This is a genomic window from Kribbella catacumbae DSM 19601 (genome assembly GCF_000372465.1).
Classification (GTDB): domain Bacteria; phylum Actinomycetota; class Actinomycetes; order Propionibacteriales; family Kribbellaceae; genus Kribbella; species Kribbella catacumbae.
The window spans coordinates 183,415-198,314 of record NZ_AQUZ01000011.1 but is presented as its reverse complement, the minus strand read 5'-3'; the positions used below and the strand labels follow the sequence as shown (position 1 = coordinate 198,314).

General features: G+C 68.2%; 11 protein-coding genes and 1 pseudogene. 4 read left to right on the top strand and 8 right to left on the bottom strand.

What is annotated here, in order from left to right:
• Positions 1–1,029: 1,029 nt before the first annotated feature.
• Positions 1,030–1,143, top strand: a pseudogene (locus tag A3ES_RS57050) (IS982 family transposase); the annotation flags it as partial.
• Between the two features lie 308 nt (positions 1,144–1,451).
• Positions 1,452–2,561: a hypothetical protein gene (locus tag A3ES_RS0114475; protein WP_157630507.1), complete on the top strand. Its 1,110-nt coding sequence runs from the start codon at positions 1,452–1,454 to the stop codon at positions 2,559–2,561.
• A 28-nt stretch (positions 2,562–2,589) separates the two neighbouring features.
• Here the strand turns inward: A3ES_RS0114475 and A3ES_RS0114470 are convergent, their stop codons facing one another.
• The 4 genes from A3ES_RS0114470 to aroC are packed head-to-tail and all read right to left on the bottom strand — an operon-like array spanning position 2,590 to position 7,715.
• Entirely contained in the window at positions 2,590–4,863 is a 2,274-nt protein-coding gene (locus tag A3ES_RS0114470) for a 2OG-Fe(II) oxygenase (RefSeq protein WP_020387546.1), read from the bottom strand.
• Positions 4,864–4,873: 10 nt separating this feature from the next.
• Positions 4,874–6,013 (bottom strand): 3-dehydroquinate synthase, encoded by a 1,140-nt coding sequence (aroB, locus tag A3ES_RS0114465; protein WP_020387545.1) that lies wholly within the window; start codon positions 6,011–6,013, stop codon positions 4,874–4,876.
• Positions 6,010–6,513: a shikimate kinase gene (locus A3ES_RS0114460; RefSeq protein WP_020387544.1), complete on the bottom strand. Its 504-nt coding sequence runs from the start codon at positions 6,511–6,513 to the stop codon at positions 6,010–6,012. The genes aroB and A3ES_RS0114460 overlap by 4 nt, the downstream gene beginning before the upstream one ends.
• On the bottom strand, positions 6,510–7,715 hold the full coding sequence (aroC, locus tag A3ES_RS0114455; protein WP_020387543.1) for a chorismate synthase: 1,206 nt from the start codon (positions 7,713–7,715) through the stop codon (positions 6,510–6,512). Before aroC ends, A3ES_RS0114460 begins: the two co-directional genes overlap by 4 nt.
• 125 nt (positions 7,716–7,840) lie before the next feature.
• Here aroC and A3ES_RS0114450 point away from each other — a divergent pair, with 125 nt between their 5' ends.
• Entirely contained in the window at positions 7,841–8,596 is a 756-nt protein-coding gene (locus A3ES_RS0114450) for a DinB family protein (RefSeq protein ID WP_026162865.1), read from the top strand.
• Positions 8,597–8,600: 4 nt separating this feature from the next.
• On the opposite strand, the gene A3ES_RS0114445 is transcribed toward A3ES_RS0114450, so the two are convergent.
• Positions 8,601–8,798: a hypothetical protein gene (locus A3ES_RS0114445; RefSeq protein ID WP_020387541.1), complete on the bottom strand. Its 198-nt coding sequence runs from the start codon at positions 8,796–8,798 to the stop codon at positions 8,601–8,603.
• Between the two features lie 146 nt (positions 8,799–8,944).
• On the opposite strand from A3ES_RS0114445, the gene A3ES_RS0114440 reads away from it, so the two are divergent.
• Positions 8,945–10,060, top strand: coding sequence for an ADP-ribosylglycohydrolase family protein (locus A3ES_RS0114440; protein WP_020387540.1), 1,116 nt, complete (start codon positions 8,945–8,947; stop codon positions 10,058–10,060).
• Between the two features lie 76 nt (positions 10,061–10,136).
• Here A3ES_RS0114440 and A3ES_RS56715 read toward each other — a convergent pair whose 3' ends face one another.
• The 3 genes from A3ES_RS56715 to A3ES_RS0114430 form a co-directional block, all read right to left on the bottom strand.
• Positions 10,137–10,250, bottom strand: a complete 114-nt coding sequence (locus A3ES_RS56715) for a BBE domain-containing protein (RefSeq protein WP_272944612.1) — start codon at positions 10,248–10,250, stop codon at positions 10,137–10,139.
• Between the two features lie 39 nt (positions 10,251–10,289).
• Positions 10,290–11,003: a prepilin peptidase gene (locus tag A3ES_RS0114435; RefSeq protein WP_157630506.1), complete on the bottom strand. Its 714-nt coding sequence runs from the start codon at positions 11,001–11,003 to the stop codon at positions 10,290–10,292.
• A 164-nt stretch (positions 11,004–11,167) separates the two neighbouring features.
• Positions 11,168–14,887, bottom strand: coding sequence for a S8 family peptidase (locus A3ES_RS0114430; protein ID WP_020387538.1), 3,720 nt, complete (start codon positions 14,885–14,887; stop codon positions 11,168–11,170).
• Positions 14,888–14,900 lie beyond the last annotated feature (13 nt).

Genomic DNA, 14,900 nt, shown 5'->3' with positions numbered 1-14,900 from the left:
TTCCGCGGCGGCGAACTCGGCGACGGCGGGGCAGCCGGGGCCGCCGTAGACGTGGGCGCGTTCGCCGCCGGGCAGGGAGATGTGGCCGGGGAGGGTGGCGGGGTCGGGGAACAGGTCGGCGAAGTGCTGGCCGAGGCGGAGGATTTCGAGGTCGGCACGGGTGNGCAGGTCGTGCATGGATGCGACCGAGGTGAGTGTCTCGGTCGCGTCCATGTCAGCGATCTCCTTGTCGAACATGTGTTCGATACTACGCTGAGTAGGCGGAAGTTGCAAATCGCGGCCCGGCCCGTATTGTCTTACTGGCAAGGCGATCCAAAGGTGCATGAACAGAAGAGCGAGGACCAGGAGTGAATTCTGATGACAGTCTGCAAGCAGCGTGGGGCTACCTGGTTGGCGGGAGTTCGAAGGCATCACGTTTGCCCCGCAGCATCGCGGTGGCACGCCGCCGTCGAGGCCGGGTGCGCCGGGGTCGGGCGAAATCGACGGGATCGCTACCTCAACGGTTCAGATCGACTGCGCACCGGCCTGACCGCGTACGATCGTCGTGAGCGTGACGTTGGGCTGGTGTGAACGAGTGTCCGTCGCGGATTCGGCAGACGCCCCGAAACGGTGACGTGGACTGCTGGTCGAGATTCGACCGGCGTCTTGCCGTCGCCAGAGAAGGCAGTGGCCGCGCACCGGAGGCCGATTCGGCGACCAGATCTGGCGGGTTCGGACAGGAACTGGCCACCGCGGACAGGGCATTGGCTGTCCGAGGTGGCCAGTTGGTTCAACGTCGCCACTAGATGATTGATGCACGGGGATTGGTGTCGGCGTGGGATCGTGACGGCACGAGCAAGGGTGTCCAGAATCAGCGCTGCCTAGCCAAGGCTCGAGCCCGAAGGACTCTCGCGTTGGACGCTGATCTGGACACCCTCGCGACAGCACTGTCGTGGGCGCCGATGATCTGCTGAAGGCCCGCCGCTGCGATCTGGACGGCTGGGCCGAATACGGCTACTGCGCCAGTCATTCGCGCTCGCAAGGGCGAGAGCCGGGGTCTGGGTCCGCGTCGTACAACGCATCCTGGCCCTGACCGCCGCGATCTGGCACAACGACCGCACCGGCCAACCCAGCAAGCGATCACCCTTGGCCTACGACCACTGACCCCTTGGAATCAATCATCTAGGGTGAGCCGTCCTGGCGCGGCGATGTCGGCAGCGAGGTGGACAGGGCCCTAAGCTTTCGCGGTGCCTGTGTCGCGGAAACGGAAAAAGAGGAAGTCCGGCAAGTCGGGTCTTGGTCGCCCACCTGTACGGGTCTCGCTGGATTGGCGCGGATCTGATGGTTCTGTGTCTGAGCGGGACCATGAGCTTGCGGATGCGGCTCGGAGCCTCCTCGCGTTTCGGGAGGAACGCACCACGCGACGAGATGTTTGGTCCGCCGAGACGGCCACGCAGCTGGTCGCAGACCTCGTGAAGCTGGCGGCGGATCAGCCGGACCTGATCGTGGAAGATCTGCTGTGCGAACGGCTGGGCACGCTCTTGCACGAGGCGGATCAAGCGCCGGACGTGCCGGTTGGCCCACAGCACCTGGCCGAGGCGATGGTGACGGCGGCCGATGCCGCGGTGACGGCATCTCTGAGAACCACCGTATCGGCGGACGCGTGGCGGGTCCTCACCACGCTGGCGGGTGTTCTGCCGTATCCGCATGCTGAGATCGCGAGTGAGGCGATTACGCAGTTGCGAGCCACGGCGGATGGACGAGCATTGCCTACCGTACCGCCCGGGCCTGCGGTGGCCGGGACGGTGCTGTGGACCCGCGACCGGTACGGCAGCCGGTTTGCCATCGCCGCACCGATCACCACGGCGGACCAGCCGGTGCGCTGGTACTTGTGGGATATCGACGCCTGCGGGCATGACGCGTTTACGGTTCACAGCGGCTACTACCCCACGCCGGATGCGGCGTTGGCCTCATGGCAGGCCGGGGTAGGCCCGATAGCCTCGGCAGGCACGGACTTGGCGCCGGTCAGCGACAGATCGCTGCTGATAGCCCTGCTGCCCGCCGAGCACGGATTCCTGCGCACTGGTGGGGAAAGCGTCGGACAGTTCACCGAGTACCACCGCAGCAAGCGTCTGGCCGAGGTGGTCAGCAAGGCGGTGCCCGTGGCGGAAGCCCAACCAGGTGGCGATTTGACGGAGGCCACCGCTGCGGTCGAGTTCGCAGCGTGGCTTCGGGGCGGTGACGCTGACCAGCAGAAACTACCGGAGGATCTGGATGAGCTCGCCGAGGAACTGGCCAGCTCCTGGAACATCAACGAGATCAACGGGGTGTATGCCGCGTGTTCCCCGCACCGGGTCGCCCTGTCCGTGCTGCACATGCGCAACTACTACCTCGACGAGTTCGCCGAGGAGCTTGTGGCCTTGCTACCCGGCTGGACCCGATGGCTGGCTACGCGCAATGCCACCGCGCCAGACCTGGCTGACCGCTGCCTGCCCTACGCGCACGGCCAACGCCACCCGCAACTCGACCGAGACGACGATTATCGCGACTCTCCCGACTACTACGCCCGCGTCCTCGAATAGAGAACCCCGAGCTTGATCCGTACCGGATTCACGTTCGCGCCGATGCGTCACGCCGCGTCGATGTCAGCCACGCCAGGTCAGCCACGGCCTGGCGACGGGCGGTCGAGGCGCGTGTAAACAGCTCGTCGGTCTTCGTCAGCACCAGCGTGTATGGCCGTCCCTGTCGCCGGGTTTGGTGCCGCACCGGCAGCCATGCCGAGTCGATCTGGCTGTGCACATGCCGGCGCCCGTCTGTCGCCAGCGGCCACTCGAAGATCCGCCGTGACCGGGAGCAAAGGAATGTCCCCAGCGTGTCACAGCTGCCGCACCCGCATCCTGTCCATTGGATCGACCAGTCGTCTTCTTCACGCGGCGGCCGCGCGACGATCGTGCCGAGCCGCTCCGCGCAGTCCCGCGCGACGCCGTCGAGCATCGCCAGCCGCTGCGCGGCCGCCAGACGTAGCGCCGGCATCAGGCACTCCACTACGTTGTCCCCACACTCGCGCAGGCCTGCCGTGATCTCGTCGCGTAGCTCGTCGTCAGCCGCCTCCATCAGCCGCACCAACGGCGAGCTAAGCATCTCCGTCTGCTGCTGCCGGATCTCACTTCGAGGAGAGGCAATCGAGAGCCGGAGTTCGCCACCCATCCAGTGCCATGCCTTGGTGGCGAGGAGCCGCGCCACCTCCGGACTTCCGGCGGTGCGCAGCGTCCCGCACAGCGCCGGCAGCACGCTGTCGACCCATTCGGACAGGTCGGTTCCGAACAGTCGCCCCGGTGCGTACCAGCCATCGATGAGGCTCCGCGTCCAGTCCTCGCCGTACTGCGCGGCCACCGCCGCCAACCCACGCGAGTGCTCCGGCGTCACGGTGTCCAGGCGAAATGGTTCCAGCAGCATCGCCGCTGTCCCGGCGACACCCAGGCCCGCAGCCACGTGCAGTGCCGCATCCAGCAATCCCGGCTGTGCTCCCACTCTGTTCCAGAACGGCGCAACCGACTCCGCCGAGGCACGCGCCTCATCTATGTCTCCCACGTCGATGCGGCGACCGAGCTCGTGCAGAGCCCACGATGATCCCGCCTCCGCGCGCGCCGCGAACGCCCTGTCCCGTGGCCACACGACAACCGCGGCCCGTCGGTACCACCGATCCAGCGTGTTGCCATAGTTGCCCATATAGCCCTCGTACGCGGACTCGTACGGCGACAGCGCCAAGCTCGGGGTGGCGGCACACACCTCGTAGTCGGGGACGGACAGCGAGGTCGTCTCGCCGCCGGTGCCGTCCGGGCTGGTCCACCAGCCCAGGGTGATCTCGTCATCGATCAGCTCATTGAGATGAAAGTCGGCGGCGTCATCAGTCGAGTCCGGGTGACCGTCGTCCCCGTACTCGTAGTTGTCGTCCCACGCGTAGCTGTCGGCTGGTAGGGCGTCCCAGGTCTCCTTCACCTCGGCCAGGGCCAGCACCGTCTCGCACCCAGCTTGGTCCGCCGCGGCACGCAGCAGCGCAGCCCGCTCAGCGTCCGCCCCCTTGAGCCGGCGCCAGTTCAGGCTCCGCTGGGTGTACTCGTGGTCAAGCAGGAAGACCAGCCGGTTCGGCAGGTCCAGATCGCGGCTTCCATATCGCGTGGTGGCCGGCGCTGTGAAGTGCTCGGTCAGGCACTGCGCCAGCTCGGTGGCTGGAGCAACCTCCGGAGCTGGATCCACGCTGCTGGAGAGCAGGTTGAACGTGAGCGTCACCCGGTACCCGGATCTCACAGGCGTGACCTGGTGAACACAGTCGGCGTAGAACGCGACAAAGGTCAACTGCTCCTTCGACGCTCGGTAGGCGACGCTCTCCCCGGCGTGGTCGACAACCAGGTCGCCACCGGTATGGGCCGAAGGTAACGACACCACCAGCGTGCCCACCATCGCATCGTCTTTCTCCGAGTCCTGATGGGGAAGAAAGAACTGTCCCTTGCCGTAGACCAGCATCGAGTGCAGTTCAGCCCGCAAGCGTGACGTTGGCGGGAGTCCGAGCTCATCACGGAAGTGTTCCAGGGCGCGTTCCATCAGCGCCGTCCAGTCGGGTCCGCAGAGCGTGATCTGATCCGGGCTCAGCTCCCACGTGTCACGAACGCTGGTGTCGGTCAGCGTCGCCTCCCGTCGCCCGAACATCGCCGGCCGTGCCGCTGCGATGAGCTTCTTCGCCAGGGGTGCACGGACCGGAAGACTTGCTGGTCCGACGCCAGCCACCTCAAGCTGGAGCAACTGCGCCGGCGCCAGCAGCTGAGCGCTGAAGGACCCCGCCGGCTCGGAACCGCCGAGTAGCTGGGCCAGCCGTTCCCGTGCCAACTTATGAGCCTCAGCTGACTTCGGCGTACGCGGCGATGAGGAGGCTGGGGTCGGGGGCCTCGAGGATCGTCGGTCTGGCGAGGGCGTCGAGGATCACGAAGCGGAGCCGGTCGGCGCGGGTCTTCTTGTCCAGTTTCATCGCGTCCTGCAGGTGCGGCCAGGCGTCGGCGCGGTACTTCACCGGCAGTCCCAGCGACTCCAGTACTGCGCGATGCCGGTCGGCCGTCGCATCGTCGAGCTTGCCCGCCGCACGGGCGAGTTCGGCGACGAACACCATCCCGATGCTGATCGCGGCACCGTGGCGCCACTTGTAGCGTTCGACCCGCTCGATCGCATGGCCGAGCGTGTGCCCGTAGTTCAGCGCTTCCCGCCCGACCTGGCCGCCGGCCGTCGTGGTCTTCTCCCGCAGATCCGCGCCGACCGAGTCGGCCTTGACCTGGATCGCGCGGGCGATCAGTTCCTCGGTGTGCTTGTACGCCGGTGACGAGGCGCCCTCCGGATCGGCCTCCACCAGTTCGAGGATCTCCGGGTCGGCGATGAAGCCACACTTCACCACCTCGGCCAGCCCGCTCACATAGTCGTTGCGGGGCAGGGTTTCCAGCGCGGCCAGATCGCAGAGCACGCCGGCCGGCTCCCAGAACGCGCCGACCAGGTTCTTGCCCTCGGCCGTGTTGATCCCGGTCTTGCCGCCGACGGCCGCGTCGACCATGCCGAGCAGTGTCGTCGGGATATGCACCACCTTGACGCCGCGCAACCAGGTCGCCGCGACGAAGCCGGCGAGGTCGGTCGTCGTCCCGCCACCGATCGACACGATCGCGTCGGACCGGGTGAAGCCCGCCTGGCCGAGCACCGACCAGCAGTACGCGAGCACCTCGGCGGACTTGGCCTCCTCGGCGTCGGGGATCTCGATCGCGTGCGCGGTGAACCCGCCCGCGGTCAGGTCGTCGCGGATCGCGTCACCGCTGGTACGCAAAGCGCGCGGGTGGATCACGGCCACCCGGCGGACGTCATCCCCCAGCAAGCCGGGCAGCTCACCGAGCAGATTGTTGCCAATGGCAACGTCGTACGGCGCCGCCGCGGCCACCCGGATCCGCCGCGCCTGGTCCGGTCCGTCCAATCCGCGCAGCCCCTGCTCCGGCTGATCCGTCATCCGAGGTGCACCGCGATTTCGTTGGCGATGTCCTCTGGGGGGCGGCCGTCGGTGGTGACCGTGTGCTTGGCGACCTCGGCGTACAGGGGCCGACGCGCGTCCATCAGGTTCTTGAGCTGGGTGCGCACGTTGCCGAGCAGCAAGGGACGGGCGACGCCGAGGCCGACACGCTTGGCCGCCTCGCCGACCGACACGTCCAGGAAGACGACGGTGTGACCGGCCAGGTCGGCGCGGGTGTCGGCGTCGAGGATCGCGCCGCCGCCCAGCGACAGTACGACGTCGTCAGCCGCCAGAGCCGCCACGATCGCGGCCCGCTCGAGCGCCCGGAACGCAGGCTCGCCGGAGTCGACGAAGATGTCCGAGATCGGCTTACCCGCTTCGGTTTCGACGTCCGTGTCGGTGTCGCGGTGCTGCTTGCCGAGCTTCGCCGCGAGCAGTTCGGCGATCGTCGACTTCCCCGAGCCAGGCGGGCCGACCAGTACGACGACCGGCCCGCTCACTCGCCACCCCACTCGCGCGGGGTGATCGTGCTCGGCAGGTTCGCCAGGTAGTTCTTGTGGTTGCGCGACGTCTCGCCCACCGAGTCGCCACCGAACTTCTCCACCGACACGTCGGCCAGCACCAGCGCGACCATCGCCTCGGCGACGATCCCCGCGGCCGGTACGGCGCACACGTCGGACCGCTGGTGATGCGCGGACGCGGCCTCCCCGGTCTGCGTGTCGATCGTGCGCAGCGCCCGCGGCACGGTCGCGATCGGCTTCATCGCCGCCCGCACGCGCAGCGTCTCCCCCGTGCTCATGCCGCCTTCGGTACCACCCGAGCGGCCGCTGGTACGGCGTACCTCACCGTTTTCCGCGACGATCTCGTCATGCGCCAGCGATCCCGGCGTACGGGCCAGGTCGAAGCCGTCGCCGACCTCGACGCCCTTGATCGCCTGGATGCCCATCAGCGCGCCGGCCAGCTTGGAGTCCAGCCGGCGGTCCCAGTGCACGTAGCTGCCGAGGCCCGGCGGCAGGCCGTCGACGATCACCTCGACGACTCCACCGAGGGTGTCGCCGGCCTTCTGCGCCTGATCGATCTCGGCGACCATCTGCTTGCTCGCGTCCGGGTCCAGGCAGCGGACCGGATCCGCGTCCAGCCGGGCGATGTCGTCAGCCGACGGGATCACGCCGTACGGCGCCTTGACCGTGCCGAGCTCGACGACGTGGCTGACGATCGTGACGCCGTACGCCTGCTTCAGGAACCTGGCCGCGACCTCGCCGAGCGCGACCCGGGCGGCGGTCTCCCGCGCACTCGCCCGCTCCAGTACCGGCCGGGCCTCGTCGAAGCCGTACTTCTGCATGCCGGCGAGGTCGGCGTGGCCGGGCCTCGGGCGGGTCAGGGGCGCGTTCCGGGCGAGGTCGGCCAGCACCGCCGGGTCGACCGGGTTGGCAGCCATCACCTGCTCCCATTTCGGCCACTCGGTGTTCCCGACCTGGATCGCCACCGGGCTGCCCATCGAGAGCCCGTGCCGGAATCCGCCGAGAAAAGTCACCTCATCCCGCTCGAACTTCATCCGCGCGCCCCGGCCATAGCCGAGACGACGACGAGCCAAGGCGTCGGCCACATCATCCGTGGTGACCTGGACGCCTGCGGGAAGACCTTCGAGTACGGCGACGAGCGCTTGTCCGTGCGACTCGCCGGCGGTGAGCCAGCGCAGCATGCCGCAATCCTCCCATGACAGCCCGCACGCTCCGAGACTGGTCTCGCGGTACGGCATCCCCACGCTATTTCACCCCGCCGCTGTCAACGGTGGTGCGGGTGGGACAGGTGCGACAGACTGCTCGGATGGCTGCTGAATTTGTCCAGAGTGATCAGTTTCGTGGTGGGCGTATCCACTTGTCCGAGCTTGCCGGGCTCGAGATCCGTGATTGTGAGGTCAGCGGGCTGAAGATCGTTGACTGCTATGGGAGCGACGTCTACATCGGCGGGGACTTCGAGCGTCTGGTCGTCAACGACGTCGACGTGACCGCGTACGTCGAGGCGGAGCTCGACCGGCAGCACCCCACCCGAGCGCTGGCGCGTGACGCCGCGTCGCCCGACGACTACCGGGCTGCGTGGGATGCGGTCGAGCGGCTGTGGGAGGCGACGCTCGAGCGGGCGAGGTTGTTGCCTGAGGCCAAGTTGTATGAGCAGGTCCAGGGTGAGTGGTCGTTCGTCGAGACTCATCGGCATCTGATGTTCGCCAGCGATGCGTGGCTTGGGAATGCTGTCCTTGAGGAGGACGCGCCGTACCACCCGTTCGGGTTCCCCGCCGGCGGGATGCCGCCCGAGGAGGCAGCGAAGCTCGGGCTCACCCTCGAAGCGACTCCCACCCTCGACGAGGTGCTCACGCCGCGGCTCGCCCGGATGACCGTCATGCGACGGGTGGTCGACGGGCTCACCGAGGCCGAGCTCGATCGAGTCTGCGGTCGCAAGCCGGCGGACCCGTATCCGGACCAGGAGTACGTCGTACGCCGCTGCCTCAAGGTGATCCTGAAGGAAGAGGCCGAACACCACCGCTACGCAGTACGCGACCTCGCCACCCTCGAAGCCAACGCCTGACGAGTCAGCAGGTGGTTGGGGCGCTGGGGTCGAGGGCGCTGCGGAGTGAGAGGGCGACGTCGACGGCGCGGGTCAGTGGGCTGTTGTCGCACGTTTGCGGCTGGGCTGCGGAGGCACCGGCTGCCGCGGCTCCGCCCAGTACTACGGTCGCCAGGCCGGCGGCGGCAAGCCGGGTGGCGGTGCGGCGGAGCTTGGTGGTCATGTGCCCTCCTCTAGGTCCTGATCTCTGGTACTACGAACGTATTGGCCGGCACCGCGGCGCGAACTGGCCTTGGGACCCGTTCCGGGGTAGCGCTAGCACTACCCCGGCTACTCTCGTGCGACTGTTCAACGATCGAGGGGAACGTGATGGCACGCGCGGATGACGAGGCGTATCGAGCCCGGGTCCGGGGATGTCTGCTGGGAGGCGCGATCGGGGACGCGCTGGGCGGGCCGGTGGAGTTCAACGACGGGCGGTCGATCGTTGCCGCGCACCCCGATGGAGTTCGGGAGTTCGTTGCCGGAGGCCCCGGATGGCCGGCTGGGACGGTGACCGATGACACCCAGATGACCTTGTTCACCGTCGAAGGGCTGATCCGGGCCGGCGTACGGACCGATCGTGGGCTCGGGTTCACGGTCGGGGTCGTGCATCACGCCTATGACAGATGGCTGGACACGCAGCTTCTGCCGGGGCCGAGTGGTGAGCGCGAAGGTTGGCTGCAGGGTGAGCAGTGGTTGTATGCCCGGCGCGCTCCCGGCAACACCTGTCTCTCGGCGCTGACCGAGGCGCGCAAGGGCGGCGACAGCATCAAGCAGTTCGGTGGGCAAGCGGCCAACGACTCCAAGGGATGCGGCGGCGTGATGCGCGTGGCGCCCTTCGGCCTGCTCCTCAAGCCGAGCCTGGAGTGGGTCTTCAAAGCGGCGGCGGACGCCGCGGGCTACACGCACGGCCATGTGACCGGCAAGCTCGCCTCAGGTGCACTCGCAGCGATCATCCGTGAGCTCAACCATGGCGCCGAGCTCAACACAGCCCTAGACACAACACAGACCCTCCTCGCAGAACAACCAGGCCACGAAGAGACCAGTACTGCGCTCGCTACCGCGCGTGAGCTTGCGGCCGGAGAGCTCGGCCGCGGACCGGTGACCGTCGAGTTGCTGGGGGGTGGATGGATCGCCGAGGAGGCGCTCGCGATCGGCGTGTACTGCGCGCTGGCGTATCCCGAGCCAGACCAGTTCCTCGATGCGCTGGCGCTCGCGGTCACGCACTCCGGCGACAGCGACTCCACGGGAGCGATCTGCGGCAACATCCTCGGCGTACTGCACGGAGAGACCGCTCTCCCGGCGGAGCTGGTGTTCGGCGTCGAAGGCCGCGGCACGATCCTGCAACTGGCCGACGACCTCGTGCTCGAGTTCACCCAGGGCAACCGCCTGCACGGCGACTATGGTCCACACACCGCCTGGAAAGAGCGCTACCCCGGCTGGTAGAAGCAAGCACGGCCGGGACGCCCAGCCCGTCCCCCGAGGATCAGGCCCGGCGTCCCGGCCGGTTCGTGGTCAGCCGTCAGGCTGGTTCGATGGAAAGCTTGTGCCTGAACACATTACGCGGGTCCCAGGTCGCCTTCACCCGTTGCAGCCTCGCGTAGTTGCCCTGGTAATACAGCTCACTCCACGGCACCCCGGACTCCAACCCTCCACCGATCGACTGAGCCACCGATCAGCCGAGGTAGAGATTCTCCAACTGCTGACCAGCCAGTACGCCGACTAGCGCGCCGACGAGCATGTACGGCCCGAACGGGAACAGTTGCTTGCGTTTGAGCACCTTCGTCGCCGTCAGCACGATCCCGATCACCGCGCCGAGGAAGAACCCGCCGTACAGGCCGACCACCAGCTCGCCCCAGCCGAGCCACCCCAACGCGATGCTCAGCAGCCCGGACAGCCTGACGTCGCCGAAGCCGACCCCTCGCGGAAACACGTACCAGAGCAGGTAGAACACTCCGAACCCGATCACCCCCGCGATCGCGGCCCGCCGCAGCGACCCCCACTCCCCCGTCGCCGCCGCACCGGCCACCAGCGCCAGACCGACGAGCACGTACGACGGCCAGATGATCGCCGACGGCAGGTACCTCGTCCGGGCATCGATGTACCCGAGCACCGCCCCCACGACCGCCAGGATCAACCACGCGGCCAGCCCGGCCGACGTCCCCAGCATCCACCCGATCAGCCCACCCGCGACCGCCGCCGCCCCACCACACCAGTACGCCGCCCTGGTCCCCGGCCCGGCGAGTTCGGCGTACGGCGGCTTGGTGTCGCCCTCCTCCAGCACAGGCTCGGGGATGCGGCGTATCAGCCAAGGGCCGAGCGCGAACGCGGCAGTTCCGCAGAGCACCACACCGGTCCCTGCGGCAAGCAACGCGTTCTCAGCCGGCACGATCCAGCAGCCTAGACGATCAACGACCACCCAGGCCGACTGGTCAGGCCGGGCTGTGGACAACAACCACGGCCCGGGCAGCGTCGTGGCCAAGAACAGGGGCGGACGTGGGTTCGGCCGGGCCGTGAGGGTTGGCGCGCTGATCACGCCACCCCTCACGGGTACTACCTCAGACCGTACGCCCGGGTGACTTCCTGCTCCAATTTGTTGCCGTCGGCATCAACCGCGACCAGGCGCAGTGATGGTGCCTGGCCGGCTGCCGCGGCCGGGTGTGTGATGCTCGCGGTGTACGTCCCGTCGCCGGAACCGGTCAACGGCACCTTTGTCCAGTTCGAGCCGTCGTATGACATCTTCAGGTCAGCCGAGGTGAACTGGCTCGCAGTCGCCCCGATCTGGTGGCGGAGCCCGAACGTCAGTGGCACTGCCTGCCCGGCCCGGACGCGGCCGAGTGCGTCGGCATCCGGCAGGTCGAGGTCCGCGGTGATGATTGGCATCACCTCTGTCCGGCCGCCCTTCGACGTCCAGGTCCAGGTCGACTGGACGCGGTTCGAGTACTTCCAGAAGTCGAGGTCCCGTCGGGTGGTCAGGGTCGCGCGGAACTGAGCCGCGTCGTCCGGGAGGTCGGCGATCCAGAGCGAGGTGTCGGCGGTCGATCCGACCTGTTGGCCGTTGCGTTCCAGGACGAGCTCGGAGTCAACATTGCCGACCGGGCCGGCGAACTCCTGCTGACGCACGAACGGGCTCACCTGGAACACGAAGAAGTCGTCGATCCACTCAACGCCGCCCCATTCGCTCCGGCCGTCCGGGAGTCCGCTGACCAGCACCGGTGCCATCCACCGCTGGTTCACCTGCTCGCCGGGGTGATAGGACCGTAACACCGAGTGCGCGTTGGCCACCGGTCCCGTGGCGTTGTTGTAGAAGAGCTCACTGTGCCAGGCGATCGAATTCGCCTGCACGTACGACGTCCGCCTCGACGGCACCGGGAACGCCGACAGGTTGTACCTGCCGAATTGGGTGCCGCCGGGGGCGGTGCCGACCCGCACCTCCGAAGTCTCCGTCCCGGAGACATTTGCGCCGAACGACTCACGCACGGTCGCAAGCTGCGAGGGCGTCACGGTGACCTGCGTCTTCGCCGGGATCTGGCCTTGCGTCGCCTCCATCAGGTCGTACACGTACGGCGTAACAGCCAGGCCGACGATCTCGACCGGCTTTGGTCGACTGGCCAGGGCGTGAGCGGTAGCCCGGCTGATCCTCATAGTCGGGATCACCACCTTCTCCGCGCCGATGTACGCCCAGAACCCGCTCATCCCTTCGACTCCGGGCCGGTCGGGGTTATACAGCATCGCTCCGGCCGCACCGGCGTCCTGAGCGGCCTTGACCAGGTCGCCGACGGGGCGATCGTCGGAGTCGGCCCAGGCGATCAGCGCCAGTTTGCCGCGGACACCGGTCAGCTCGCCGGGTTGCGCCGTACCAGCATCGACCGGCACCAGCCGCCGGGTCCCGGTGAAGCGCGGCCCGCCGAAGAGGTCGCGGACCTCAAGCTCCGGCCCACCGACGGTCCGGGCCCGGTACGGCGGGATCTCCAGCCTCGACGCCATCGCGAACTCCGACCGGCCAGTGCTCACCACGCCACCCTGGACCGCGGTCGCGAGCTGCGGGTTGCCGTTCAGAATGACCTCGACGCCACCGGTGGGGACGCCGTCGGTCTTCTTGATCAGATAGGCGACCTCGCGGCCCCTCGGCATCAGATCCAGACGGCCCTGCACGGACTGCTCCACCGGCTCGGCCTTCCGGGCATCGAGTGTCGCCGTGACCGGCTCGGAGAGATCGATCTCGCCGCTGGAGAGCAGCGTAAAGCCACCGATGGCCGTGTCGGTCGCGTCCTGCAGGAAGGGGCTGGTGACGACGTACCGGCCGGGTGGGAGCCGCAGCTTCGCCGTTCCGTTCCGGAGGAACAGTTCGCCAGGCAGAACCTGGGGCGGAGGTCCGTCTACTCTGGCGAGGTTGAGTTCGGCGTTCGCGGGCTGTCCGTCCTTGGCGATGCCGTGGACGGTCAGCTCATGCCGCTCTGGCTCCGCGTACCAGCCGAACGTGGTGACCATCGGATCGGCACCAGCCGCGGTGGCGGTGATTCGTCCAGAGAAGGTCCCCGACCCTGCTGCCGCGCGGTCGACGGTCACCGTGACGCTCGCCTCGCCGTTGGCCGGCACCACCAACCCGGTTGCGCTCAGCTTCGGAGCCGCGGCGGCCGGGTCCATCGCGGCGGCAAGTTGCAGAGTGATCGTAGTGGTCGTGGGGTTGTTGTAAGTCAGCTGGCGGGTGACCGTGTCCTTGGCCGGATACGGCCAGGTCAGCATGCCCAGCTCCAGCTCACCGGTGTCCACAGTGACATCGCCTGCGGTCGCCTGGTCAGCGTCGACACGGCCTGCACCCTCCTCGTGGACGCGGGCGCCTTGTGGGTCCGCGGTGGACATGAGGCGAGCCCTGAGCTGGGCAGTCTTCCAGTCAGGGTGCGCTTGAGCGATCAAAGCGGCGACCCCGGCGACGTGAGGTGTGGCCATCGAGGTGCCGGTCAGCGTGGTGTAGTGGTCGCCAACGGGATCGCCAAGGTCAGTCCCGGCCGCGCGGGCTGCCACGATGTCCGTGCCGGGTGCCGAGATCTCCGGCTTGAGCGCGCCGTTGCCGGCCCGTGGGCCGCGGCAGGAGCTCGCGTTGAGCGAACCGTTCCGGGTCAGGTTGCCGACCGCGATCGCGTCGTCGGCCGCCGCTGGAGTGGTCACTTGTGCCGGGGCGGGCATACGGCAGTTGCCTGCCGCAACCACGAACAGCGTGCCGCTGCTGCGCGAGAGACGGTTGAGGGCCGTCGACAGCTCGTCGGTGCCGTCGCTGGGCGCGCCACCCAGGCTCATGTTGACCACCGCTGCGCCCTGCTGAACCGCCCACTCCATACCGGCGATGATGCCCGAGGTGGTGCCACCGCCATCGTCGGCGAGAACCTTGCCGTTCAGCAGCGTCGCCTCCGGGGCTACGCCCTTGTACTTGCCGCCGGATGCGGCGCCGTCACCGGCCGCGATTCCCGCGACATGGGTGCCGTGGCCGACGTGGTCCGAGCTGTCTGGTGCGTCGGTGAAGTTCTGGCTGGCCGCGAGCCGGCCTTTGAGATCGGGGTGGCTCGCGTCGATCCCGGTGTCGAGGACGGCGATCTTCACACCCTTCCCGGTGAAGCCACGCTGCCAGGCAGCGGGAGCGCCGATCTGCGGCACACTCAGATCGGAACTAGCCTGGACCCGGCGGTCGAGAGTGACGCGACGGATGGACTCCGCGACCCGTTCACCCTGCGGGGTCACCGACTCCCAGAAGTCGCTGGCCTTCGTCTTGTCCACCACGGCCGCCCGGGCGCCGATGCTGGTCAGCACGCGAGTTTTCGTCGTACCGCGGAGGGCTGCGCGCGCGGCCACGGCCGTTGCACTCTTCGGCGTACCGGCGTACTCCACGATGACGGGCAGGCCCTTGGAGTGGGCATCGTCGCGGCCCTCGGCGAGCAGGGTGGTGAGGTCGAACAGCGAGCGGTCGAGCCGCCCGGAGCGGACGTCGCCCGCAACGGTAGACGGTACTGCGATCGTGTGGCCGCCCGAGTAGCTGATCACGGCGCTGGCCGACCGGCTGCCCGGGCTGGGCAGAAAGTCGACCCGATCACGCTGCCCTGGCCGGCTGGTGACCACGACCCGGTCGCCGGTGAGAAGCGTGATCGTGGCCTTGCTCGCAGTCGGCGGTGTCTTTCCGGGTGGTCTTCCAGGCGATGGCGCGGCGGCGCCGGCTGGTGAGGCTGCGGCGCCCAGCATGACGGCCGCGGACAACAGGAGGGACTTCCAGCGAGGATTCACAAGTACTCCAGCG

Bases quoted from the DNA above. Each gene is read 5' to 3' on its own strand.
- A3ES_RS0114445 (WP_020387541.1), bottom strand. From the start codon at position 8,798: ATGACCACCAAGCTCCGCCGCACCGCCACCCGGCTTGCCGCCGCCGGC.
- aroC (WP_020387543.1), bottom strand. From the start codon at position 7,715: ATGCTGCGCTGGCTCACCGCCGGCGAGTCGCACGGACAAGCGCTCGTC.
- aroB (WP_020387545.1), bottom strand. From the start codon at position 6,013: ATGACGGATCAGCCGGAGCAGGGGCTGCGCGGATTGGACGGACCGGAC.
- A3ES_RS0114440 (WP_020387540.1), top strand. From the start codon at position 8,945: ATGGCACGCGCGGATGACGAGGCGTATCGAGCCCGGGTCCGGGGATGT.
- A3ES_RS0114450 (WP_026162865.1), top strand. From the start codon at position 7,841: ATGGCTGCTGAATTTGTCCAGAGTGATCAGTTTCGTGGTGGGCGTATC.